Origin of the sequence: Bifidobacterium pullorum DSM 20433 (assembly GCF_000771405.1) — a bacterium.
Lineage (GTDB): Bacteria > Actinomycetota > Actinomycetes > Actinomycetales > Bifidobacteriaceae > Bifidobacterium > Bifidobacterium pullorum.
In genome coordinates this window covers 294,992-318,709 of record NZ_JDUI01000001.1, presented here as the reverse complement: position 1 = coordinate 318,709, position 23,718 = coordinate 294,992, and the positions used below count along the sequence as shown (strand labels likewise).

The following is a 23,718-nucleotide window of genomic DNA, read 5'->3' as shown; positions in this document are numbered from 1 at the left end:
AGTAAGGATTGGATATGGCGCTTATCTCGCTGGACCACGTCAGCAAGGTCTATCCGAAGGGCACCCGTCCCGCGTTGGACGACATCACCTTGCATGTCGAGCGCGGCGACTTCGTGTTCCTGGTCGGTGCGTCCGGCTCCGGAAAAACCACGCTGCTGAGCCTGCTGCTGCGTGAGGAGGAGGCGACCGAAGGCGAGATCCGCGTGGCCGGCAACGACCTGCGGCGGCTGACGAACCGTCAGGTGCCGCAGTACCGTCGTTCCATCGGCTTTGTGTTCCAGGACTACAAGCTGCTCAACAACAAGACGGTTTGGCAGAACGTGGCGTTCGCGTTGGAGGTGATCGGCACGAGCCGTGCCACCATCCGCTCCCTGGTGCCGAAGGTGCTGGAGACGGTCGGCCTGACCGGCAAGGAGCGCAACTATCCGCACGAGCTGTCCGGCGGCGAGCAGCAGCGCGTGGCGATCGCCCGCGCCTACGTGAACCATCCGCAGATCCTGCTGGCCGACGAGCCCACGGGCAATCTGGACCCGACCACGTCGCTGGGCATCATGGAGGTGCTGGACGCCATCAACCGCACCGGCACCACAATCGTGATGGCGACTCACAACGAGGAGATCGTCAACTCGATGCGCAAGCGCGTCGTCGAGCTGCACAACGGCAAGATCGTGCGTGACGAGGCGCAGGGATCCTACGATTCCGCCCTGTATTTCCCCGACGCCGAAGTGGAATCCAAGGCGCAGCTGTCGATCGAGGCCGCCGACGCCGATGGCGATTCCGGTGCGGGTGATGCCTCTGCCGAGGATACGGTTCCGACGGCGTTGGACGATACCGCCGATCGTCGTGAACTCGCCGCCCAAGTGGTCGATGCCGTATCGCAGGCCGTGTCTTCGGGCACCGGGAACGAGGGCATCGCCCGTCTGGCGCAATCCGTGCATTCGGGCCGTACCGGACGGTACGGCGAGGCGTTCGCCCCGGTGGAGGATACGCTGACCTGGGGGCGGGGCCTGAATCTTGAGGAGTACGCCCAGGCCGAACGGGAGCGGTCGTCCGACGATGCGGAGGATGGCGAGAACGCCGAGCCCGAGACGGTCCCGGAACCGCCGGCCGATCCCACCGTGGAGCAGCCGTCGGCAGAACCGGCCGAGCCCCCGGCGCCTCCGGCACCGCCCGCGCCACCCGCGCCTCCGGCACCGCCGGCGGCGGATGAAGGCGGCCATGACACCGTTCAGACCGGGGAGGAGTCCTGATGCGAGTACGGTTCATCCTGTCGGAAACGTGGACCAGCCTGCGCCGCAATGTCTCGATGATTCTGTCGGTGATGCTGGTCACGTTCATCTCGTTCCTGTTCATCGGCGCCTCGGTGCTGCTGCAGGCTCAGATCTCCCGTGCGAAGGGCGACTGGTACAACCAGGTGGAGGTGGTGGTGTGGCTGTGTCCGGATGGCACCAGCCAGGCGGCCTCCTGCGCGGCGGGCGTGGCGCCGACCGACACTGAGATCGTGGATCTGCAGGACCTGATCCGGCGCGAGCTGGGCGACGACGTATCGCAGATCACCTATGTGAGCCGCGAGGATTTCTATAACGACACGTTCCTGAAGCAGTATCCCGACGGCATGTATCAGGGGCGCACGCTGACCGCCGCCGACATGCAGGATTCGCTGCGGCTGAAGCTGACGGACCCGACGAAGTACCAGATGGTCTCCGAGGTGCTGTCCGGCAGGGAGGGCGTTGAGGATGTGGTGGATCAGCGGCAGATCTTCGACCCAATCTTCGCGGTGTTGAACCGGGCCACGGTGGTCACCGTGGTGTTGGCCGCGGTTATGGTGGTCGTCGCCATCCTGCTGACCGGAACCACCATTAGGCTGAGCGCCGCCTCACGACGCAACGAGACGGAGATCATGCGTCTGGTCGGCGCCTCGAACTGGACGATTCGGTTGCCGTTCGTGCTGGAGGGCGTCGTCGCCTCGTTCCTGGGTTCCATGCTGGCCTGCGGTGCGTTGAGCGTGCTGGTGAAGGTGTTCATCACCGACTGGCTGGCGCAGAACGTGCAGTGGATGCCGTTCATCACGCAACGGACGGTCTGGCTGTCGGCCCCGTTGCTGGTGCTGGGCGCGATGCTGCTTTCGGTGGTGGCTTCGACGATTTCGCTGCGGCGGTATCTGAAGACCTGATCGCCTGGCGTTTTCAGTTTGATTCATTACAATGGCTGCACTATGGACGTGACGGCACGGAAAGGGGCTTCGATGAAAGCGGTGAAGCGGACCAAGGCCATGCTGGGGGTGGCGTCATGCGCGGCGATGCTGGTATCGCTTGGCGTGGCGAACCTGGCGGCGGTGCCGGAGGCCGAGGCCGTGCCGAGCATGAACGAATACCGTCAGGCCGTGGCGGACCATGCGGACCTGAAGGCGCAGCTGGCTGGGGTGAACGAGGACCTGGCCAATACGATCCTGGAACTTGACGATCTGACCGAGAACCAGATTCCCGTCGCCGTGGCCGCCGCCGAAGAGGCCCAGCAGACGTCCGAACAGGCCCAGAGCCTGGCGGACGCCACCGCCGAACGTCTGGAGGCCGCCCGTCAGGACAGGGAGGATCTCGAGCGGAAGATCGAACAGACCGGCGCGGACTATGACGACGCCAAGGACGCGGTGGCGCAGCTGGCCAGGGAGAGCTTCCACGGCTCCACGGCATCGGACCTGATGAGCGTGGTGACGAATTCGACCACCACGGATGAATTCGTGGACCGGATGCAGTCGCAGGCGGCCGTGGCCCGTTCCGAGGCGAACGCCGCTTCCGACGCGGCGGGGGAGCTGGGCGTCTCGATGAACCGCAAGGAACGCCTGGCCGCCATCGAGGACGAGGTGGCGCAGCTCAAGACGCAGGCGGACCAGCAGGCGGCCTCCGCGGCGAAGGCCGCGCAGGAGGCGCAATCCAAGCAGGAGGATCTGCAGGCCCTGCGCGAACGGAGCGAGGCCGCGCGTCAGAAACTCGAGGAGCAGTCCGATCAGCTGACCACGCAGGAGGCGCAGGAGGCCGCGGAGATTGTGTCGATGAAATCGGAGATCGACTCGTGGGCCGCCCAGCAGGAGCAGATACAGGCCGCGAAACCGGATCCGAGCACCGGAGGCCAGCAACAGGTCGGCGGCAACACGGGTGGCGGCTCCAATAGCGGCGGCAATAGCGGCTCGTCCGGCGGTGCCAGCTCAGGGGGCTCGTCCGGCGGCTCCAGCTCCGGTGGTTCCGGCTCCGGCGGCAGTTCCGGGGGATCCTCCGGAGGCTCATCGGGAGGCAGCACCGGTGGCGGCGGCACCGGTGGCTCGTCCGGCGGGAACACCGGCGGCGGCACCGCGAACGGCATGAACTACTCCGTTCCCGGCAGCTGCCCCTCGGGATCGGGATATTGTTATGGACATTCCACCGGCAATACGGTGGGCGGCTCGGCATACCCGGCGCGTCAGTGCACCCTGTGGGCGTATCTGCGTCGCTCCGAACTGGGGCTGCCCGTGGGCTCGTTCATGGGCAACGGCGAGCAGTGGGACAACACCGCCCGCAGCTTGGGCTACCTGGTGAACAACACGCCGCATTACGGCGCGGTCATGGTGTTCGAGCGAGGCCAGTACGTCAACGGCTGGTACGCCGACCCCTACTACGGCCATGTGGCGGTCGTGGAGCGCGTGAACGCCGACGGTTCCGTGCTCATCTCCGAAGGCGGCACCGGCTTCGCCACGTTCCCCGCCTGGGAGACCGTCTACAACGCCTACAACTACACGTACATCCATTACTGATCGAAAGGAATCCGTCCCAGTGTCCAAGCAACAGCAAGGGACATCGCTGATCGTGCAGAACCGCAGGGCACGGCACGACTACACCATCGAAGACCGATACGAGGCCGGCATCGCACTGTCCGGCACCGAAGTCAAATCGTTGCGGGAGGGGCGCGCATCCCTGGCCGAATCGTTCGTGTCGATCGACCGGCGCGGCGAGATCTGGCTGGAGGGGGCGAACATCCCCGAATACCTGAACGGCACCTGGAACAACCATGCGCCCAAACGCAAGCGCAAGCTGCTGCTGCACGCCGCGGAAATCGCCAAGCTCAGCCGCGGCATCGAAGCCAAGGGCTACACGATCGTGCCGCTGAGCCTGTACTTCAAGGATGGCCGGGTCAAGGCGGAGATCGCGCTGGCCCGGGGCAAGAAGGAATACGACAAGCGCCAGGCGCTGCGTGAGGAGCAGGACAAGCGCGAGGCGCTGCGCATCATGCGGTACGCCAATATGCGCAACCGCTGACGGGCAGGGCGTGCGACGGCATCCCACCCACGCGGGTATCGTCCGGCGCATGCGGCCGATGGAGTTACACATCGCACGGTAAAGTGAGGAACTATGTGTGGAATCGTTGGATATGTCGGTTCGTCGACCGCCTGCGGCAAGCCGTTGGAGGTGTGTCTGCAGGGACTGAAGCGTTTGGAATACCGCGGCTATGACTCGGCCGGCGTGGCGCTTGCCGCCCCGGGCATGGATCATGTGGCCGTGCGCAAGAAGGCGGGGCGTCTCGCCAATCTGGAGGCCGATCTCGCCAAGCGTGCGCTTCCGGACGCCACGGTGGGCATCGGCCACACCCGTTGGGCCACCAACGGCGCGCCGAGCGACAACAATGCCCACCCGCATCTGAGCGCGGACGGCAACCTCGCCATCATCCACAACGGCATCATCGAGAACGCCAACGCGCTGAAGGGCGAGCTGCTGGCGGAGGGCTACTCCTTCGCCTCCAGCACCGACAGCGAGGTGGCCGCCAAACTGCTGGGCAAGGAGGCCGAGCAAGTCATCGCGGAGACGGGGCATCCCGACCTGTTCGAGGCGTTGCGCCGCGTGGCGCGCCAGCTGACCGGCGCGTTCACGATTCTGGCGGTCGACCGTCGCCAGCCGGATATCGTGGTCGGCGCCCGTCATGATTCCCCGCTGGTCGTCGGTCTCGGCCAGGGCGAGAACTTCCTCGGCTCCGACGTGGCCGCGTTCGTGGCCTACACCAAGGAGGCGATGGAGCTCGGCCAGGACGAGGCCGTGTGCATCACCGCAGATTCGGTGACCGTCACCGATTTCGACGGCAACGTGGTGGATGCGCCGAACCGGTTCACCGTGAATTGGGACGCCTCCGCCGCCGAGAAGGGCGGCTGGCCGTCGTTCATGGACAAGGAGATCCATGAGGATCCCGACGCCGTGGCGAACACGCTGCTGGGCAGGTTCGACGACAAGGGCGACATCGTGCTCGATGAGGTGCGCATCGAACCCGACGTGTTCCGGTCCATCGACAAGATCATCGTGGTGGCATGCGGCACCGCGTCCTATGCGGGCCTGGTCGCCAAGTACGCGATCGAACATTGGGTGCGCATCCCGGTCGAGGTCGAGCTGGCGCATGAGTTCCGCTACCGCGACCCGATTCTGACCTCCCGCACGCTGGTCGTGGCCATCTCCCAGTCGGGCGAGACGATGGATACGCTGATGGCGCTGCGCCACGCGCGCGAACAGGGATCGCGCGTGCTGGCCATCTGCAATACGCAGGGAGCCACCATCCCACGCGAATCCGACGCCGTGCTCTACACCCATGCCGGCCCGGAGATCGCCGTGGCCTCCACCAAGGCGTTCGTGGCGCAGGTCACCGCCGCCTACCTGCTCGGCCTGTACCTGGCGCAGGTCAAGGGCACGATGTTCCGTGACGAGATTCGCCAGATCCTCGACAACCTCAAGGAGATGCCGGGCAAGATCCAGTGGGTGCTGGACACCCAGCAGGCCGCCATCGAGCGTGCCGCCGAACGTATGGTGAACGCGCACTCGTTCCTGTTCCTCGGCCGCCACGTCGGTTATCCGGTGGCCATGGAAGGCGCGCTGAAGCTCAAGGAGATTGCCTATACGTTCACCGAAGGCTTCGCCGCCGGCGAGCTCAAGCACGGCCCGATTGCGCTGGTGGACGAGGGCGAGCCCGTCGTGGTGATCGTGCCGTCCGCCCGCGGACGCGATACGCTGCACAACAAGGTGATCTCCGGCATCGAGGAGGTCAAGGCTCGCGGCGCGTACACGATCGCGGTGGCCGAGGAGGGCGACCCCGACGCCGAACGGTACGCCGACATCGTGTTCTGGCGCCCGCCGTGCCCGACGTTGCTCAGCCCGCTGGTGGATGTGATCCCGCTGCAGCTGTTCGCCATGGACATGGCCAATCTCAAGGGCTACGACGTGGACAAGCCGCGCAATCTGGCCAAGTCGGTGACCGTCGAGTAGATGAAGCCGCACCGCTGGGTGTATGACGAGCCGGAGATCCCGTTCGAGCTGGACGTGCTGTACGAGGACTCCGGCATCATCGTCGTCGACAAACCGCATTTCCTGGCGACCATGCCCCGTGGCATGTGGTATCGGCAGACCGCGTTGATCCGTCTGCGGGAACGGTACGGGGAACCCGACATCACGCCGGCGCACCGGTTGGACCGGATGACCGCCGGCGTGCTGGTGTTCGTCCGCGATCCCGAGTTGCGCCGCGCGTACCAGATGCTGTTCCAGAACCGGCAAGCCAGCAAGGTTTATGAATGCCTGGCGCCCTGCGTTCCGGTGATCCGGCCGAGGACCGGAACGTTGACGCGGCTGGAGCCGCCACGGCCGTTCCCGTTGCTGCGGCGTTCGCATATCGTCAAGGACCGCGGACGATTGCAGGCCTATGAAATCCCGGGTGTGGCGAACGCCCAGACCTTCATCGAACGCCATGCCTGGTCCTCGGCGGATGCGTCGGGACGGCGGCGCCTCGCGCGATACGTGCTGCGGCCGCATACCGGCAAAACCCATCAGCTGCGCGTGCACATGGCATCATTGGGCATGCCGATCGTCGGAGACGACCTGTATCCAGCGATCACGACGCGGACCTACGATGATTTCAGCCGGCCGCTGGAACTGGTGGCGCGCAGTCTGGAATTCGACGATCCCGTCACGGGCGAGCATCGAGAATTCGTTTCCCGGATGCCGCTGGGATGCCGATCCCGGACGGAGCCCGACGTCAGTCGTTGATCTCGCGTACCGAACCGCGTTCGATCAGCTCGGTGGGGATGACGGTTTTGACGCCGACCGGCACATGCTCGCCGTCGCATATCCTGCGGACCATCAGATACGCCTCGCGGCCCAGCTGTTCGAATTTCATGCGCATCGTGGTCAGGTTCAGCCGCGGCACCGTCTCGGCCAGCGAATCGTCCACGCCGATGATGCTGACGTCCTCGGGTACACGCTTGCCTGCCGCCTGCAGTCCCAGAATCGCGCCGTACGCCATCTGGTCGTTGGCCGCGTACACCGCGGTGCACCCCGGTTCGTGGGCCAGCGCCAAACCCGCCTGATACCCGCTGTCCGCGCCCCAGTCGCCGACATAGGTCGGGGGGATGGGCACTCCGAACTGCTCCAGCGCCTCGCGCCAGCCTCGGGCGCGGCTGCACGCGGCCAGCGAGGTCGAGGGGCCTGCGATGTGGTATACGGTGCGGTGTCCTTTGCTGAGCAGGTAATCCACGGCGGCGGTGGAACAGCCGTACTGGTCGGCGTCGATGGTAGGGCAGTGGTTGGCCGCGCTCTCGTTGATGAGCACGAAAGGCAGTTCCTTGGGCGGTACGAAATCGTCGAAATCGGCGATGCGGTCCTGCATGGCGATGATGACGCCGTCCACCGGCAGCTGTTTCATCCGTTCGGCGATGGCCTGCAACGTCTTGACGTGGCCGTGACCGATGGTGACCAGCGTGGTAGCGTAACCATCGTCTTCGGCGGCTTCGACGATGCCGTTCAGGATGCGGGCGTTGCCGAAGGTGGTCATGTTGAACAGCACGACGCCGATGTTCTTGAACTGGCCGTGCTTCAGCGCGCGTGCCGCGTAGTTGGGGCGGTATCCGAGCTTTTCCATGGCGGCCTCGACGCGTTGCCTGGTTTCGGGGCGTACCGCATTGCTGCCGTTGGCCACGCGGGAGACGGTCTGGGGCGATACCCCTGCCTCTCTGGCCACGTCCTGCATGGACGCCGATGAACGTTCCATGATGCCCCCATTGTGTGAGAACTACATTGTTTTCGTCACCATTGTACCGCATGTTCCCGCAGGGGAGGGGCGACACGAAGTGGACAATGGCGCGGATGGTGGTATTATGATAACGCAAACATTTTTCAGGCCGAGGAGGTTTCCGGGAAGAACCGGAGTCGTCCGCGGCATTTCCTTCGAAGGAGAGGGTGAGGATATGACAGCGGCAAGCCCATCCGCATCGTCCGGCACGGTGCGGGTGAATAAGCATAAGCCTGATTGGCGTGGTTGGAAGTTCATGTGGCCGTTCGCGGTGGTGTTCGTTCTGGTGTTCATCATCCCGATCTTCTATGCGATCTATATCTCGTTCTATGAGAAGCGTATGGTGGGCGGCACGGTGTTCGTCGGGATCGACAACTACCTGCGTTTGTTCGGGGATGATCAGTTCTGGGCGTCGTGCGGCCGGGTGGCGTTGTTCACGATCGTGCAGGTGCCGATCATGTTGTTCTTCTCGGCGGTGATGGCTTTGTGCATCGACAGCATGAAGCTGCATGGGGCGAAGTTCTTCCGGATCTCGACGTTCCTGCCGTATGGCGTGCCGGCGGTGGTCTCGACGATGATCTGGGGGTTCATGTACGGGTCGAAGTACGGTCTGGTCGGGTCGCTGAACGACCTTTTGGGCACGAACATCGACGTGCTGAGCCCGGACGTGCTGCTGGCGAGCATCGGGAACATCGTGACGTGGGAGTTCGTGGGCTACAACATGCTGATCTTCTATTCGAGCCTGTCGACGATCCCGCACAGCCTGTACGAGGCGGCGTCGATCGACGGGGCGTCGGAGTGGCAGATCGTCAAGAGCATCAAGCTGCCGGAGCTTCGGGGTTCGTTGGCGATCACGGTGATCTTCTCGATCATCGGTTCGTTCCAGTTGTTCAACGAGCCGAACATCCTGCAGAACATGGTGCCGGGCAACGCGATCACGACGTATTACACGCCGAACATGTACGCGTACAACCTGAGCTTCAGCGGTAACCAGAGCAACTACGCGGCGGCGATGGCGATCGTGATGGCGGTGATCACGATGGCGATCGCGTACGCGGTGCAGCTCAACAGCATGAAGGAGCAGATGAAATGACGAACGCGACGAGTGATGCGATGGACCGCCGCGCGACGGCGCGCGCGCTCCGCGAGCAGGAGAGGGCCGCCAGGAAGGCGGAGAGGGAAAGGCAGAGGCGGGTCGCGCGCGACGAGGCCGCGGAACGCAAGAGGGCCGCCAGGTCCGGGTTCGCGAACGTGGCCAACCCGCGCCGTTCGACCCTGATGACCGTGTTGTGCTCGTTGTTCGCGATCTACTGCCTGTTCCCGTTCGTGTACCTGGTGATCAACGCGACGAAGTCGCAGGCGGATTTCACCAGCACGTTCGGCCTGTGGTTCGGCGGCGAGTTCAGCCTGTGGGACAACATCAGGACGGTGTTCACCTACCAGGACGGGATCTTCGCCCGCTGGTTCCTGAACACGATCCTGTACGTGGTCGTGGGCGCGGGCGGGGCGACCCTGCTGGCGATCATGGGCGGCTACGCGCTGGCGAAGTTCCGCTTCCCGGGCCGCAAGGCCGTGTTCGCCGTGATCATCGGCTCGATCAGCGTGCCGGGCACGGCGTTGGCGGTCCCGCAGTTCCTCCTGTTCGCCCAGCTGGGGTTGACGAACACGCCGTGGGCGATGATCATCCCGAGCCTGATCTCGCCGTTCGGTTTGTACCTGATGTGGATCTTCAGCGAGCAGGCCGTGCCGACCGAGCTGCTGGAGGCCGCCCGGGTGGATGGTGCGGGCGAGTTCCGCACGTTCTTCCAGGTCAGCCTGCCCCTGCTGGCGCCGGGCATCGTGACCACGAGCCTGTTCACGATCGTGGCGACGTGGAACAACTACTTCCTGCCGTTGATCATGCTCAAGGACGCGGACTGGTACCCGTTGACGATCGGTCTGAACCAGTGGAAAGACCAGGCCAACACCGCGGGCGGCACCGCGATCCAGAACCTCGTGATCACCGGTTCGCTGATCACGATCATCCCCCTGGTCATCGCGTTCCTGCTCCTGCAGAAGTACTGGCAATCCGGCCTCGCCGCCGGCGCCGTCAAGGAGTAGGCCCGACGACATAGCCAATCACACAGGGCGCGGGCGAATGGTCCGCGCCCATTGTGTACCGTATGGCCGTAGCAGAGAAAGGAGGCCCATGCAACCATTCCGACTGCTGCTCATCATCCAGGCGCCGCCGGATGCCGCGCATGCTTCCGCAACGCAGTACAAGACAACGACCATATGAATACCGGGAGAACACGTTTATCATGATGAAGAACACACATCGAGCATTCCGCTGGCCGCAGCCCCTGGAGGGGCAGCAGGCCCGCATCTGGTACGGCGGCGACTACAACCCCGACCAGTGGCCCGAGGAGGTCTGGGACGAGGACATCCGCCTGATGACCAAGGCCGGCGTCAACGTCGTGTCCGTCGCCATCTTCTCGTGGGCCAAGATCGAGCCGCAGGAGGGCGTATACGACTTCGACTGGCTGGACCGCGTCATCGACAAGCTCGGCAAGGCCGGCATCGCCGTCGACCTGGCCTCCGCCACCGCGTCGCCGCCGATGTGGCTCACCCAGAAGTACCCGGAGGTGCTCTGGCGCGACGAATACGGCCACGTATGCTGGCCGGGCGCGCGCGAGCACTGGCGTCCCACCAGCCCGATCTTCCGCGAGTACGCGCTCAACCTGTGCCGCAAGATGGCCGAACACTACAAGGACAACCCCTATGTGATCGCCTGGCATGTGAGCAACGAATACGGCTGCCACAACCGCTTCGACTACTCCGACGACGCGATGCACGCGTTCCAGCGCTGGTGCGAGGAGCGCTACGGCACGATCGACGCGGTGAACGAGGCCTGGGGCACCGCATTCTGGGCGCAGCGCATGAATGATTTCTCGGAGATCATCCCGCCGCGCTTCATCGGCGAGGGCAACTTCATGAACCCGGGCAAGCTGCTGGACTTCAAGCGGTTCAGCTCGGACGCGCTCAAGGCCTTCTACGTGGACGAGCGCGACGTGCTCGCCGAGATCACCCCGGATCGTCCGTTGACCACCAATTTCATGGTGTCCGCGGGCGGCACCGGTCTGGACTATGACGACTGGGGCTACGAGGTCGACTTCGTGTCCAACGACCACTACTTCACGCCCGGCGAATCCCACTTCGACGAGCTGGCCTACTCGGCGTCGCTGGTCGACGGCATCGCCCGCAAGAACCCGTGGTGGCTGATGGAGCACTCCACCGGCGCCGTGAACTGGCGTCCGATCAACTACCGCAAGGAGCCGGGCCAGCTGGTGCGCGACTCGCTCGCCCACCTGGCGATGGGCGCGGACGCGATCTGCTACTTCCAGTGGCGGCAGTCCAAGGCCGGCGCCGAGAAGTACCACACCGCGATGGTGCCGCACGCCGGCGAGGACAGCCAGGACTTCCGCGACGTGTGCGAGCTGGGCGCCGACCTGGCGCTGCTCGGCGAGCAGGGACTGCTCGGCACGCGTCTGGCGCAGTCCCGCGTGGCGGTCGTGTTCGACTATGAGAGCCAGTGGGCCACCGAGCACACGGCGACCCCGACGCAGCAGGTCCGCCACTGGACCGAGCCGCTCGCCTGGTTCCGCGCCTTCGCCGACAACGGCGTGACCGCCGACGTGGTGCCGATCCGCGGTGACTGGGACTCGTACGAGGCTGCGGTGCTGCCCAGCGTGTATCTGCTGGACGAGGCCAACTCGCAGCGCGTCCGCGACTACGTGGCCAAGGGCGGCAAGCTGTTCGCCACGTACTACACGGGCATCTCGGATGAGCGCGACCACATCTGGCTGGGCGGATATCCCGGATCCATCCGTGACGTGGTCGGCGTGCGCATCGAGGAGTTCGCTCCGATGGGCGACGACTTCCCGGGTGCGCTGGACCACCTCGACCTCGACAACGGCACCGTGGCCCATGACTTCGCCGACGTCATCACCTCCACGGCGGACAGCGCGACCGTGCTGTCCCGCTTCAAGGCCGAGCCGTGGACCGGCATGGACGGCGCCCCCGCCATCGTGGCGAACCGCTACGGAGAGGGTGCGACCGTATACGTCGGATGCCGTCTGGGCCGCGACGGCCTGGCCTCGGCTCTGCCGGCGATGTGCGGGTCGATTGGATTCGACCTGCCGCAGGGCGACGGCCGGATCATGCGCATCGAGCGCGTGTCCGACGATGCCGGCTTCGAGTTCCTGTTCAACCGTTCTCGCGAGCGGGTGACGGTCGAGGTGGACGGTGAGCCGCTGGTCGCGTCGCTGGGGCGCGTCGAGGACGGCCGTGCCGTGCTCGACCCGAACGGCGTCGTCGTCATCAAGCGCTGACGTAGCCGAAGCGTCGAAACCATAGTGGGGAGGTCTCCCGAACGGGAAACCTCCCCACTGCCGTATCCGGGGCTCGCCGTGTTGGGGGAGCCCCGTGCCGATTACGCGGTGAACCGCACCGCGGCCCAGCTGATCGCCGGCATCGCGAACGACAGCCGTCCATCGTCGGCGGTGACGTCGAACGGCTGCGGCACGACCGCATCCGGCTGCTCGGCCGTGTTCTGGCGATGCGGGTCGTCGTCGTGCAGCATCATCGTATGGGTGACGGCCGGCGCGTCCGCCCCGGCTCCGGGCAGCGTGGACAGGTCGACGTGCAGCGTGTGCGCGGACGCGATGTCACGGTTGACCACCAGCAGCAGTCCCTCGCGCGTCTCCTCGTCCCAGGTCACGACCGCCTCGACGGCGTCCACGTCGCCGTAGGCCTCGGTGTGCACGGCGGGCGCGTCGACCTCGGGCGCGAAGACGGCGCCCTTGGCGTGGTGCGCGGCCTCGGCGAACGGATAGAACACGGTCTGCCGCCATGCCGGGCCGTGCTCCTCGGCCATGATCGGCGCGATCACGTTGACCAGCTGGGCGCGGGAGGCGGAACGGACACGGTCGCAGTGCTTGAGCAGCGTGATCATCAGCGACCCCTCGACCACGGCGTCCGCGGCCGAGTAGATATCCTCCAGCAGGTGCGGGGCCTTCGGCCACGGCTCCGGGTGCAGCCCCTCGCTGGCGGCGGCCTTCCACTCGGCCTCCTGCTGGTTCCACACGTCCGAATACCACACGCCCCACTCATCGAAGCTCAGGGCGATGTCATGGTCGCCGTTGTGGGCGGCCTTGGCCTCGTCGGCGCAGGCGGCCACCGTGGCGATGAATCCGGCCATGTCCTCGGAGGAGGCCAGATAATCCTGCAGGCTCTTCGCGCCGCGCTCATAGTAGTAGGCGTGGCAGGAGACGAAGTCCAGATTGTCGTAGGCCTTGGTGAGCACCGTGCGCTCCCATTCGCCGAAGGTCGGCATGTGCGCGCTCGACGATCCGCAGGCCACGAGTTCCAGACCGGATTCGGCGAGCTTCATGGCATGCGCCACCTTGTCGACCGCCAGCGCATATTCCTCGGGGGTCATGTGGCCGACCTGCCAGGGGCCGTCCATCTCGTTGCCGATGCACCACATGCGCACGCCCATCGGTTCGGGGATGCCGTTGGCCACGCGGCGGTCCGCCCAGGCGGTGCCGGGGGCGCCGTTGACGTATTCGAGCTCGTCGAGCGCGGCCTTGAGTCCTCGGGTGCCCATGTTGACGGCGAGCATGATCTCGGTGCCGGCGCGCTGGCTCCACCGGTAGAAGTCATCGATGCCCATCTCGTTGGTTTCGGTGCAGTGCCAGGCCAGGTCGCGGCGGACCGGACGCTGGTCGCGCGGGCCGGTGCCATCCTCCCAGTTGTAGTTCGAGACGAAGTTGCCGCCGGGGTAGCGCACGCAGGTCACGCCGAGCTCGCGGACCAGATCGAGCACGTCCGAGCGGAAGCCCTGGTCGTCCGCGGTGGGGTGGTCCGGCTCGTAGATGCCGCCGTAGACGCAGCGGCCGAGATGCTCGACGAAGGATCCGAACATGCGGGCCGGCACGTCGGCCACCGCGCGGGCGCCGCCCAAGGTGACGGACACGTCGGCATGAGTGGTTGCGGTCATAGGGAAACTCCTTTGTTTGCGTTGCCTAAATAGGGTGACGCCTTTCATTATAACCGGATTGCGGTAATCGTTGTTTTGTTGAATTCACTAGGGTTTGTGAGGTGTGTCGCGCGTTGTGTTTGCGTAAACATTTTTGATGTGGTATCGTCATACGTGACGACAGGGCCCAGCTGTTCGGGCCCGCGGTCGATACCTCTAAAGGAAGGAAGAACGATGAAGTTCAATAAGCGCATCATCGCCCTGCTCGGCGCCGCGGCCATGGTCCTCCCGTTCGCGGCCTGCGGCGGCAACGACACCGCCGGCGGCAACGAGGGCGGCGACACCAGTGGCAGCGACGAGCAGATCGAGCTGACCGTCTGGTCGTGGGACTCCACGCTGCCTCGCACCGTCGAAGGATTCGAGGCCGAGAACCCGAACATCAAGGTCACCATCACCAACGCCGGCACCAACACCACCGAGTACCAGGCGCTGAACAACGCGATGGAGGCCGGCTCCGGCGCCCCGGACATCGCCCAGATCGAGTACTACGCGCTGCCGGAGTACGTGATCCGCGGCTATGTGCAGGATATGTCCGAGTACGGCGCCGACGAGTTCTCCGACTTCTTCACCCCGGGCACCTGGGCCTCCGTGGCCATCCAGGGCGGCGTCTACGCCCTGCCGATGGATTCCGGCCCGATGGCCTGGTTCTACAACAAGGACGTCATGGACGAGGCCGGCGTGAACCCGGACGAGGTCCGCACCTGGGACGACTTCTATGAGGCCGCCAAGAAGGTCCGCGCCACCGGCTCCTACATCACCTCCGACTCCGGCGACGCCGGCTTCTTCGACTCGATGACCTGGCTGGCCGGCGCCACCCCGTTCGAGACCGGCGAGGACGGCACCTCCGTCAAGATCAACCTGACTGGCGATGAGAACGTCCAGGCCTTCATCGACTTCTGGCAGAAGCTCATCGACGAGGACCTCATCGACACCAAGACCGCCGGCTGGACCGACGAGTGGAACCGCGGCCTGAACGACGGCTCCATCGCCTCCCTGCTGACCGGCGCCTGGATGCCGTACAACCTGCTCTCCGGCGCCCCGGACGGCGACGGCAAGTGGCGCATCGCCCAGATGCCGACGCTCGACGGCTCCGAGACCAACGCCGAGAACGGCGGTTCCTCGCTCGCCATCCTGGCCACCGATGACACGGCCAAGGCCGAGGCCGCGTACAAGTTCGTCGAGTACGCCTGCCACAACTCCGACGGCGTCGCCGTGCGCGTCGAAGGTGGTGCCTTCCCGGCCGACAACGAGACCCTCGCCTCCGAGGACTTCCTCAACATGACCGCCCTGACCGACTCCGACGGCAACGAGCACGAGTACTTCGGCGGCCAGAAGTTCAACGAGGCCCTGGCCACCGCGGCGGCCAACGTCTCCACCGGCTACAAGTTCCTGCCGTTCGAGGTGAACGCCCGCAACGTCTACGCCGACCACGCCGGCGGCGCCTTCACCGACAAGTCCATCACGCTCGAGGAGGGCATCGCCTCCTGGGAGACTGCGCTCAAGGAGTACGGCGAGCAGCAGGGCTACACGGTCGAGTGAACCGGCCAAGCCGGTAACGGGACACCATAACTGAACATCGGAAGCGGTCCGCGGCATGCGTTGCCCCGGGCCGCTTCGTCGTATTCCCCCTCGCCGCCGGCTTCTTCGACGGTTCAGGGCCGTGATCCTCCCACGCCACTGCGGGGGTGGTCGAACGACGGCGGGCCGGGAGCGCGGCGACCCGCACTCAGACGGATGCCGTACACTGTCCGTACACGACATGATGGAACGGGTCCACACACGGCGGAAGGAGCGGCCATGGCACAAGGCGGCGGAATCCGGAAAACGGCGCGCCGAATCGCGGCGTGGGCCGCCGGCACCGCGTTGCTGGCGTGCGCATCCGGCTGCGGGTCGGCCGTCGACACGCGCACCGCCATCACCGTGTGGTCGTGGGAACCCAGCATGCAGGCGGTCGTCAGCGATTTCGAGGCCGCGAACCCGGATATCCGCGTCGAGGTGGATACCATCAGCGGATACGACAATCTCAACCACGCCATCCAGGATGGCTACAATCTGCCCGACGTGGTCCAGCTCGAGTACTTCGCGCTCGGCCAGTACGCGGTTAGCGGGCAGCTGCTCGACATCACCGAGCGCGTCTCGTCATACGCCGAGCAGTACACGCCCGGCACATGGTCCTCGGTGCAGATGAACGGCACCATCTATGCCCTGCCGATGGATTCCGGGCCGATGGCGTTCTTCTACAACGAGGATGTGTTCCGGCAGGCCGGGGTCGACGCCGCATCCATCCGCACGTGGGAAGACTATTACGAGGCGGCCAAGAAGCTCAAGGAGATCGGCGTATACATCACCGCCGACGCGGGCGACGCGAGCTTCTTCAACGCCATGGTCTGGCTCGCCGGAGGCAGACCCTTCCTCACGTCGGACGACGGCAAGACCGTGACGGTCTGTCTGAACACGGACGACGGCGTCTCGCGGTTCGCCGCGTTCTGGCAGCGCATGATCGACGAAGGACTGGTCGACACCCGGCTGACGACATGGTCGGACGAATGGAAGGCGGCGCTCGGCTCGGGGCAGGTGGCCTCGCTGTTCTCCGGCGCCTGGATGCCGTCGCTGCTGCTGGCGGACGTGCCGGGAGGGTCGGGGTTGTGGCGGGTGGCCACCATGCCGACCGAGGACGGGAGCGCGACCAACGCGGAGAACGGCGGGTCGGCGATGGGCGTGCTGCGCTCCAGCCGCAAGCCGGAGGCGGCGTTCCGGTTCGTCGACTACGTCTGCCACGACGCCGAAGGCATCGCCACGCGTGTGGCCGGCGGCGCATTCCCGGCGGACAACGACACCCTCAGCGATGAGGCGTTCCTGAACAAGACCACCATCACCGATTCCCGTGGCATCGACATCCCCTATTTCGGCGGGCAGCAGTTCAACAAGGTGCTCGCCCAGGCCGCGCGGGAGGTTTCGGTCGGATACCAGTACCTGCCGTTCGAGGTGTACGCCCGCGACGATTTCCGCGACACGGTCGGCACCGCATACCAGTGGTCCACCACGGCGCTGGAGTACGCCCTCGCCGAGGAGCGCAGCGAGGAGAGTGGGCGGCAATCCGACGGAGACGAACCGCCCGAGGAACCCGGTACGCGCGTCAGCATCATGGACGGCATCGCCCTGTGGCAGCGCGATCTGCTGGAATACGGCACCAATCAGGGCTTCACGATGGGCAGCGCCTCGTAGCCGGGCTCCGTTCAGACGTTGCGGGCGTGGATCTTCGCCATGCCCTTGAAAATCAGGTCGGGGTCGTAGATATCGATGAGGTCGGTGTCGTCCATGAACACGCGGCCCAGACCGCCGGTGGCGACCACCTGGAAATCCTCCCGGATCTCCGCGCGGAACTGCTCGATCGTGCGCTCGATGCCGCCCAGGAAGTTGTAGTACAACCCCGCCTGCATCGCGGTTTTCGTTCCGGTGGCCAGAATCGAATCCGGGCGGGTGATCTCCACCTCGGGCAGTTGCGCGGTGCCGGTCCACAACGCGGCGGCCGCCGTGCGCAGGCCGGGCGAGATCAACCCGCAGGTGATCGTGCCGCGCGCGTCGACGTAGTTGAACGTGGTCGCCGTGCCGAAATCGGCCACCAGCACCGGGCCGCCGTACACGTAGTAGGCGCCGGCGCAGTCGGCCAGGCAGTCGGCGCCCAGCGACCTCGGATCATCGATGCGGATGTTCATGCCCGACTTGACCCCCGGGCCCACCACCATCGGATCGATGCCCAGGAACTTGACGATGCTGGCGCGGAACGAATGCATGACCTTCGGCACCACGGAGGCCACGATCACATCGTCCACATCCTGCGGCGCGTATCCGCTCATCCGCAGAAACTCGGTGATCATCAGACCGTACTCGTCGGAGGTGTGGTCGGCCTTCGTCGTCATCCGGTACGTGCCCACAATCCGTTCCCCCTCGAGGAAGCCGAGCACGATATTCGTATTGCCAATATCCACTGCAACTAGCATGACTCCATCATACGGCCCATCCCGATTCCTCCCGTGGCCTCGCCCGTGCTCCATTTCGTGACTCTGATGCATCGTGACTCTGATCCATTCCTGCAAAAGCCCGGAATTCCAACGAAACGTGAAATGGCCAGTGGACGGGAATGTGTCACGGTCCGGCACTCGCGTCGGACAGGGGCGGGTCTACAATGGTGCACGGTGGACGACCCGGACGGGCGGCCAACCATACAACCTCAACAATCGCATCATCAAGCACCACGATTAAGGATCGTCATGGCTGAAAACCCAGGTGCGCACGGCCAGGCCGGCGCAACCACACCGATATCCGCATCCCCCTCCGAAACGGCGAGCACCGACGACTCGCTCAACGCCCGCGTCAAAACGCCGCGGAAGCGTCCGTGGACATGGATCGTCATCGCCGCCATCGCGGCGGCGGCCATCATCATCGGCATCGTCGCAATCGTCAACTGGCCCGCATCGCAGCCCGCGGGACAACGCGACAGCATCACCATCGGACTGAAACTGGCCCCCACCAACCTCGACATCCGCAACCAGTCGGGGTCGGCGCTCGACCAGATCCTCATCGGCAACGTGTACGAGGGACTCGTCGCACGCGACGAGAACAACCAGGTCGTCCCCGCGCTGGCAGCCAGCTGGAAGGAAAGCGCGGACGGACTGACCTACACGTTCCACCTCAACGAAGGCATGACCTTCTCCAACGGGGACGAGCTCAACGCCGACGACGTGGTCTGGTCCATCCAGGAACTGGTGGACAAGCAATACCATGATGCCGATTCGCTGGCCAACTTCGAGTCGATCACGGCCGTTGACCCGCATACCGTGGAACTGCGGCTGACCAAGCCGAACTCCAACCTGCTGTGGACGCTCGCCGGACGCTGCGGACTGGTCTTCGACAAGGACGCCGAATACGACGCGAAAACCGAGGCCATCGGCTCCGGACCGTATCTGGTGACCGATTTCCGCGCCAACGATTCGATCACCCTCAAAGCCAACCCCGACTACTGGGGCGACCATGCGGCGAAGACCCAGACGGTCGTCATCCGGTATTTCACCGACGACAACGCGGCCGTCAACGCCCTGGCGTCCGGGGACGTGCAGGTGCTCGCGCCGGTCAGCGAGAACCTGGCCGGGCAATTCGCCGACGACACCGAACACTACACGGTCCAGGCCGGCGACGGCACCGACAAGTACGTGCTCGCCTTCAACGGGGCGGGGGAGCACACCTCGGATTCCCGCATCCGGCAGGCGATCCGATATGCCATCGACCACGAGGAGCTCATCGCCTCGCGCGGCGGGGCCGACGCGCCCCTCGGCGGGCCGATCCCTTCGCTCGACCCCGGATACGAGGACCTGACCGACCTGTACCCGCACGATGTGGACAAGGCGCTCGCGCTGATGGAGGAAGCCGGCTACGGGCCGGACAACCCGCTGACGCTGCGGCTGGAATACGCGAACACCTACGGCACCGACCTGGGCGACCAGCTGCGTTCGCAACTGGCGGAAATCGGCATCGACCTGAAAGTGGAGGTGGTGGAATTCTCCACCTGGCTGCAGGACGTGTACACGAACAAGGACTACGACCTGTCGCTCGTGGACCACAACGAGAGCCACGACTTCTACCAGTGGGCCGACCCCGAGTACTACTACAACTACGACAACCCCGAGGTGCAGGACCTGTACGCGCAGGCGCTCGCCGCCACGGATGACGCGGATCGGGACGAACTGCTGCGGCGGGCGGCGCGCATCGTGTCCGAGGACGCGCCGGCCGACTGGCTGTTCAACTACCGCATCACCACAGCGTGGGCGAACGGCGTGGAAGGCTTCCCCGTGAACCTCAACCAGACCCAGCTGCCCCTGTGGAACCTGTCCTATGAGGGGTAAGCGGCTGTGATCGAGTGAGGATACGACGTCAGGAAGAGGCATCGAGAGGCATCATGAGGTTCGTACTCCGACGACTGCTGCTGTTTGTGGTGGCGTTGCTGGCCATTTCGGTGGCGGTGTTCGCCATGTTGCGCATTTTGCCGGGCGATGTGGCCGCCGTGATGGCCGGCGTGAATTCGCCGCCCGAACGCGTGGCGCAGCTGCGCGCCGAACTGGGGCTGGACCGGCCGCTGCCCGTGCAGTATCTGGACTGGTGCGGTGCGCTGGTCCGCGGTGATTTCGGCACGTCCATGCTCACCGGCCGCTCCATCACCACGCAGGTGGGGGCGCGTGCGGCGGTCACGTTCCCGCTGATCATACTGGGGCTGGTGATCGCCATGCTGATCGGCATCCCGCTGGGATGCGCGGCGGCGTTGGCCCGCGGGCGTCGCTCCCGTGCCATCTACCGGCTGGTTTCCATCATCGGTGGCGCCATTCCGGCGTTGTGGGGCGGCATGCTGCTGATTCTGCTGTTCGGCCGCGGCGTGGGACTGTTGGGCGTGCTGCCCTCGCAGGGGTTCCCGACCTCGGGCTGGGGCACGCCCGGGGCGGCGTTGGCCTCGTTGGCGTTGCCGGCCCTGAGCGTGGGCGTTATCGTAGGGGCGAGCCTGATGCGGTATACGCGGTCGGCGTTGGGGGAGTTCGTCGCCTCCGGGTATATCGAGATGGCGATGTCCTGCGGCATGACCCGCACCCAGGCCGTGCTGCATGTCGGGCTGCGGCTGGCCATGCCGCAGATGGTGTCGGTGGTGGGGCTGACCTTCGCCGAGATGATCACCGGCGTGATGGTCATCGAGAACCTGTTCGCGCTTCCCGGATTGGGCACGGGGCTGGTCACCGACGTGGGCAACCGCGACCTGATCGCCGTGCAGGGCGAGCTGTTCATGCTCGCCGCGTTCTTCCTGCTCATCGGTTTGGTCGTCGATCTGGCGCATCGGGCCCTGGATCCGCGGCTCAAGGCGTCCGCTGACGGAAACGAGGTGTCCGCATGAATGATGCGAACGGTTACGCGGCCGTGGTGCTGCGTTCGATGTGGCGGCGCGCCAGCGGCAGGTTCCCGCTGATGGTGATCGGCCTGTGGGTGCTGGTGTCGGTGGTTTCGCTGTTCTGGACGCCTCGGCCGCTGATGCAGACCGATGGCTACCACACCTGGCAGGCCCCGTCCGCGGAGCATTGGCTGGGCACGGACGGCACCGGGGCCGATGTCTTCAGCTGGCTGATGGCCGGTTCCCGGACGAATCTGATCATCGTGATCCTGACGGTGCTGGTCGCCGCCGCGCTCGGTCTGCTGTTCGTGGCCGCCATGGTCTCGCGGCATACGGTGTTGGCCGGCGCTTCGGTGGTGGTGGTCGACGCGTTGATCTCGATCCCCACCGTGCTGATCGCCCTGGTGCTGGCGGTGCCGCTGGGGGCGTCGGTGGCGGTCATCGTCATCGCCTGCGGATTCGGATACGGGTTGAACCTGGCCCGCGTGGCGCGGCCGCAAGCCCTGCTGGTCGCACGGTCCGCCTACGTGGAATCCGCGATGGCGGACGGGGCTTCGGGCGCATATGTGCTGTTCCGACATATCGTGCCGAATATCCTGCCGGTCATGCTGGTGCAGCTGTCCCTGTCGGCCGGCACCGCGGTGCTTGCCGAATCGGGGTTGACCTATCTTGGGGTGGGCGTGCCGTCGGGCACACCCAGCTGGGGGCATTCCCTGGCCACCACCGTGCGGTTCATCAGCGTGTACCCGTTGACCGTGCTGTGGCCGGGTTTGGTGGTGACCGTGGTGGTTGTGGCATTGAACCTGTTCGGCGACGCCCTGCGCGATGCGATCGACCCGGTGACGAATCCCGCATTGCGCCAGGGGACGGGCGTATCTGGCAAGGAGGACGGGCATGGGCGTTGACATCCGCGGGTTGCGCATCGCCATCGGTGGGCAGGAGATCGTCCACGGGGTCGACCTGACGGTTGGCGACGGGGAGCGTGTGGGCCTTATCGGTTCCTCCGGGTCGGGCAAGTCGATGATCGCCCGCGCCATGCTGGGGCTGTTGCCGCCGGACGTCGCCGTATCCGGGTCGATTTCGCTTGGCGGCACCGAGGTCGTTGGCGCCTCGGACCGGACGCTCGCCGGTCTGCGCGGCCGGTATACGGGCATGGTCTTCCAGAATCCGGGCGCATCGCTGAACCCCGTGCTGAGCGTGGGCAAACAGATCGAACTGCCGCTGAGGCTGCATTACGATCTGGCCCGCGCCGAACGCGTCGACCGCGTGCGCGCCATGCTGGACAAGGTCGGGCTGCCGCCAGACGTGGAGGGCAAACATCCGCACGAGCTTTCCGGCGGGCAGCTCCAACGTGTCGGCATCGCCACCGCGCTGATCACCTCGCCGCGGCTGATTGTGGCCGACGAACCGACCACGGCGCTCGACTCGATCACCCAGCGTCAGATCGTGGACCTGCTGGTATCGCTGGTCGACGGCGCAGGCGCTTCGATGCTGTTCATCACCCATGACTTCTCGGTGTTGGCCCGCGCCACCACACGCTGCGTGGTGTTGGACGAGGGGTCGGTCGTGGAGACCGGCGAGACGGCCGCGTTGCTTGCCGGTCCTCAGGACGAGCGGACCGAACGGCTGGTGCGCGCAGCCCGCGCGCTGACCTTGCACACGGCATGGCCGGATGCCACGCGGGATGCCTCCGCTGCGGCATCCGCACAGGTTTCGGCCCGGGAATGCGATGAAGCGGAGGTGCGGGCATGACGAACAGTGCGGTATCGCCGCAGGCGACGCGGACGGATGGGCTTGCGGACGAGCGGGACGTGGACGTGGCACATGACGTGGTGCTGCGTGGGTGCCACATCGACAAATGGTTCGGCAGCCGTTCGGAACGCCGGCAGGTGCTGTTCGACGTATCGGTTGACATTCGGGCCGGGGAATGCCTGGCCGTGATCGGTGGATCCGGGTCGGGCAAATCCACGCTGACCCGCATCCTGTTGGGCCTGGAAGCCGCCGACGCCGGCACGGTGGCCTATGCCGGACGGGACGTGGCGTCGCAGGACGGCCGCCAGGCGTTGCGCAGCGAATCGGGGCTGGTGTACCAGGACCCGTTCTCTTCGCTGAATCCACGGTGGACGGTGGCCAGGTCGGTGGGGGAGCCGTTGCGGTTGCGATACCGCGGCATGTCCTCCGCCGAGGTGGTGGCCCGGTGCGGGGCGGCGTTGGAGACGGTCGGGCTTGAGCCGGCGGCGTTCCTGAACCGGTATCCGGTGGAATTGTCCGGCGGTCAGGCGCAACGCGTGGCCATCGCGCGTGCCATCGTCAACCATCCCAAGGTGCTGTTGGCCGATGAGCCGATGAGTGCCATTGACGTGGCCGCCCGCATCCAGATCCTTGAGGCGTTCGCCGCCATCCGCGAGCGAACGCCGGACATGGCGCTGATCGTGGTCTCCCATGATTTGGGCGTGGTGCAGCATCTGGCCGATCGGATCGTGGTCCTGCACGACGGGCGTATCGAGGAGGAAGGCGCTACGAATCGGATGCTCGCCGCTCCGCGGAGCACCTATACCCGGGCGCTTATCGAGGCCGCGTCATAGAGGTTCGCACTACTTCGGCTTTGAGGAAACGGATTGGCGGAATTCCGCCAATCCGTTTCCTGAAC

At 65.6% G+C, this 23,718-nt stretch carries 19 protein-coding genes; 16 read left to right on the top strand and 3 right to left on the bottom strand.

The features are described 5' to 3' along the window. Positions 1 to 14 precede the first annotated feature (14 nt). From ftsE to OU11_RS01260, 6 genes are all read left to right on the top strand, one after another. Positions 15 to 1,250: a cell division ATP-binding protein FtsE gene (gene ftsE / locus OU11_RS01285; RefSeq protein ID WP_033513999.1), complete on the top strand. Its 1,236-nt coding sequence runs from the start codon at positions 15 to 17 to the stop codon at positions 1,248 to 1,250. Next, positions 1,250 to 2,173 carry a permease-like cell division protein FtsX gene (ftsX, locus tag OU11_RS01280; protein ID WP_033513998.1) on the top strand — a complete coding sequence of 308 codons (924 nt, stop codon included), beginning with the start codon at positions 1,250 to 1,252 and terminating at the stop codon, positions 2,171 to 2,173. Before ftsE ends, ftsX begins: the two co-directional genes overlap by 1 nt. Before the next feature lie 72 nt (positions 2,174 to 2,245). Continuing rightward, the gene (locus OU11_RS01275; protein WP_052122523.1) at positions 2,246 to 3,784 is read left to right on the top strand and encodes a CHAP domain-containing protein; all 1,539 of its coding nucleotides are present in this window, start codon (positions 2,246 to 2,248) and stop codon (positions 3,782 to 3,784) included. 19 nt (positions 3,785 to 3,803) lie between these two features. Then, positions 3,804 to 4,286 carry an SsrA-binding protein SmpB gene (gene smpB, locus OU11_RS01270; protein ID WP_033513997.1) on the top strand — a complete coding sequence of 161 codons (483 nt, stop codon included), beginning with the start codon at positions 3,804 to 3,806 and terminating at the stop codon, positions 4,284 to 4,286. A 93-nt stretch (positions 4,287 to 4,379) separates the two neighbouring features. Then, a complete protein-coding gene (glmS, locus tag OU11_RS01265; RefSeq protein ID WP_033513996.1) occupies positions 4,380 to 6,269 on the top strand; it encodes a glutamine--fructose-6-phosphate transaminase (isomerizing) in 1,890 nt (629 codons plus the stop codon). Continuing rightward, positions 6,270 to 7,043, top strand: a complete 774-nt coding sequence (locus OU11_RS01260; RefSeq protein WP_052122522.1) for a pseudouridine synthase — start codon at positions 6,270 to 6,272, stop codon at positions 7,041 to 7,043. It begins immediately after the preceding gene. On the opposite strand, the gene OU11_RS01255 is transcribed toward OU11_RS01260, so the two are convergent. After that, on the bottom strand, positions 7,033 to 8,022 hold the full coding sequence (locus OU11_RS01255) for a LacI family DNA-binding transcriptional regulator (RefSeq protein ID WP_081963377.1): 990 nt from the start codon (positions 8,020 to 8,022) through the stop codon (positions 7,033 to 7,035). The two genes, OU11_RS01260 and OU11_RS01255, sit on opposite strands and share 11 nt — an antisense overlap. 217 nt (positions 8,023 to 8,239) lie before the next feature. On the opposite strand from OU11_RS01255, the gene OU11_RS01250 reads away from it, so the two are divergent. From OU11_RS01250 to OU11_RS01240, 3 genes are all read left to right on the top strand, one after another. Next, the gene (locus OU11_RS01250) at positions 8,240 to 9,157 is read left to right on the top strand and encodes a carbohydrate ABC transporter permease (protein ID WP_033513994.1); all 918 of its coding nucleotides are present in this window, start codon (positions 8,240 to 8,242) and stop codon (positions 9,155 to 9,157) included. After that, positions 9,154 to 10,164: an ABC transporter permease subunit gene (locus OU11_RS01245; RefSeq protein ID WP_033513993.1), complete on the top strand. Its 1,011-nt coding sequence runs from the start codon at positions 9,154 to 9,156 to the stop codon at positions 10,162 to 10,164. The genes OU11_RS01250 and OU11_RS01245 overlap by 4 nt, the downstream gene beginning before the upstream one ends. A 203-nt stretch (positions 10,165 to 10,367) precedes the next feature. Beyond that, positions 10,368 to 12,434, top strand: a complete 2,067-nt coding sequence (locus OU11_RS01240; RefSeq protein WP_152597025.1) for a beta-galactosidase — start codon at positions 10,368 to 10,370, stop codon at positions 12,432 to 12,434. A 101-nt stretch (positions 12,435 to 12,535) separates the two neighbouring features. Here OU11_RS01240 and OU11_RS01235 read toward each other — a convergent pair whose 3' ends face one another. Next, positions 12,536 to 14,104: an alpha-N-arabinofuranosidase gene (locus OU11_RS01235; RefSeq protein ID WP_033513991.1), complete on the bottom strand. Its 1,569-nt coding sequence runs from the start codon at positions 14,102 to 14,104 to the stop codon at positions 12,536 to 12,538. 213 nt (positions 14,105 to 14,317) lie between these two features. Between OU11_RS01235 and OU11_RS01230 the strand changes: the two genes are divergently transcribed. Together OU11_RS01230 and OU11_RS01225 are read left to right on the top strand one after the other, a co-directional pair. Beyond that, positions 14,318 to 15,682 carry an ABC transporter substrate-binding protein gene (locus OU11_RS01230; protein ID WP_033513990.1) on the top strand — a complete coding sequence of 455 codons (1,365 nt, stop codon included), beginning with the start codon at positions 14,318 to 14,320 and terminating at the stop codon, positions 15,680 to 15,682. 258 nt (positions 15,683 to 15,940) lie between these two features. After that, on the top strand, positions 15,941 to 17,368 hold the full coding sequence (locus tag OU11_RS01225) for an ABC transporter substrate-binding protein (protein ID WP_033513989.1): 1,428 nt from the start codon (positions 15,941 to 15,943) through the stop codon (positions 17,366 to 17,368). A gap of 11 nt (positions 17,369 to 17,379) precedes the next feature. Here OU11_RS01225 and OU11_RS01220 read toward each other — a convergent pair whose 3' ends face one another. Continuing rightward, positions 17,380 to 18,144 (bottom strand): type III pantothenate kinase, encoded by a 765-nt coding sequence (locus tag OU11_RS01220; RefSeq protein ID WP_033513988.1) that lies wholly within the window; start codon positions 18,142 to 18,144, stop codon positions 17,380 to 17,382. A gap of 270 nt (positions 18,145 to 18,414) precedes the next feature. Between OU11_RS01220 and OU11_RS01215 the strand changes: the two genes are divergently transcribed. Genes OU11_RS01215 through OU11_RS01195 form a run of 5 tightly spaced genes read left to right on the top strand, consistent with a single transcriptional unit; the run spans position 18,415 to position 23,653 of the window. Next, positions 18,415 to 20,043 carry an ABC transporter substrate-binding protein gene (locus tag OU11_RS01215; protein ID WP_033513987.1) on the top strand — a complete coding sequence of 543 codons (1,629 nt, stop codon included), beginning with the start codon at positions 18,415 to 18,417 and terminating at the stop codon, positions 20,041 to 20,043. Between the two features lie 53 nt (positions 20,044 to 20,096). After that, positions 20,097 to 21,074, top strand: a complete 978-nt coding sequence (locus tag OU11_RS01210) for an ABC transporter permease (RefSeq protein ID WP_033513986.1) — start codon at positions 20,097 to 20,099, stop codon at positions 21,072 to 21,074. Further along, the gene (locus OU11_RS01205) at positions 21,071 to 21,973 is read left to right on the top strand and encodes an ABC transporter permease (protein ID WP_033513985.1); all 903 of its coding nucleotides are present in this window, start codon (positions 21,071 to 21,073) and stop codon (positions 21,971 to 21,973) included. Before OU11_RS01210 ends, OU11_RS01205 begins: the two co-directional genes overlap by 4 nt. Continuing rightward, positions 21,963 to 22,820 (top strand): ABC transporter ATP-binding protein, encoded by an 858-nt coding sequence (locus tag OU11_RS01200; RefSeq protein WP_081963370.1) that lies wholly within the window; start codon positions 21,963 to 21,965, stop codon positions 22,818 to 22,820. Before OU11_RS01205 ends, OU11_RS01200 begins: the two co-directional genes overlap by 11 nt. After that, positions 22,817 to 23,653 carry an ABC transporter ATP-binding protein gene (locus tag OU11_RS01195; protein ID WP_081963369.1) on the top strand — a complete coding sequence of 279 codons (837 nt, stop codon included), beginning with the start codon at positions 22,817 to 22,819 and terminating at the stop codon, positions 23,651 to 23,653. The genes OU11_RS01200 and OU11_RS01195 overlap by 4 nt, the downstream gene beginning before the upstream one ends. Positions 23,654 to 23,718 lie beyond the last annotated feature (65 nt).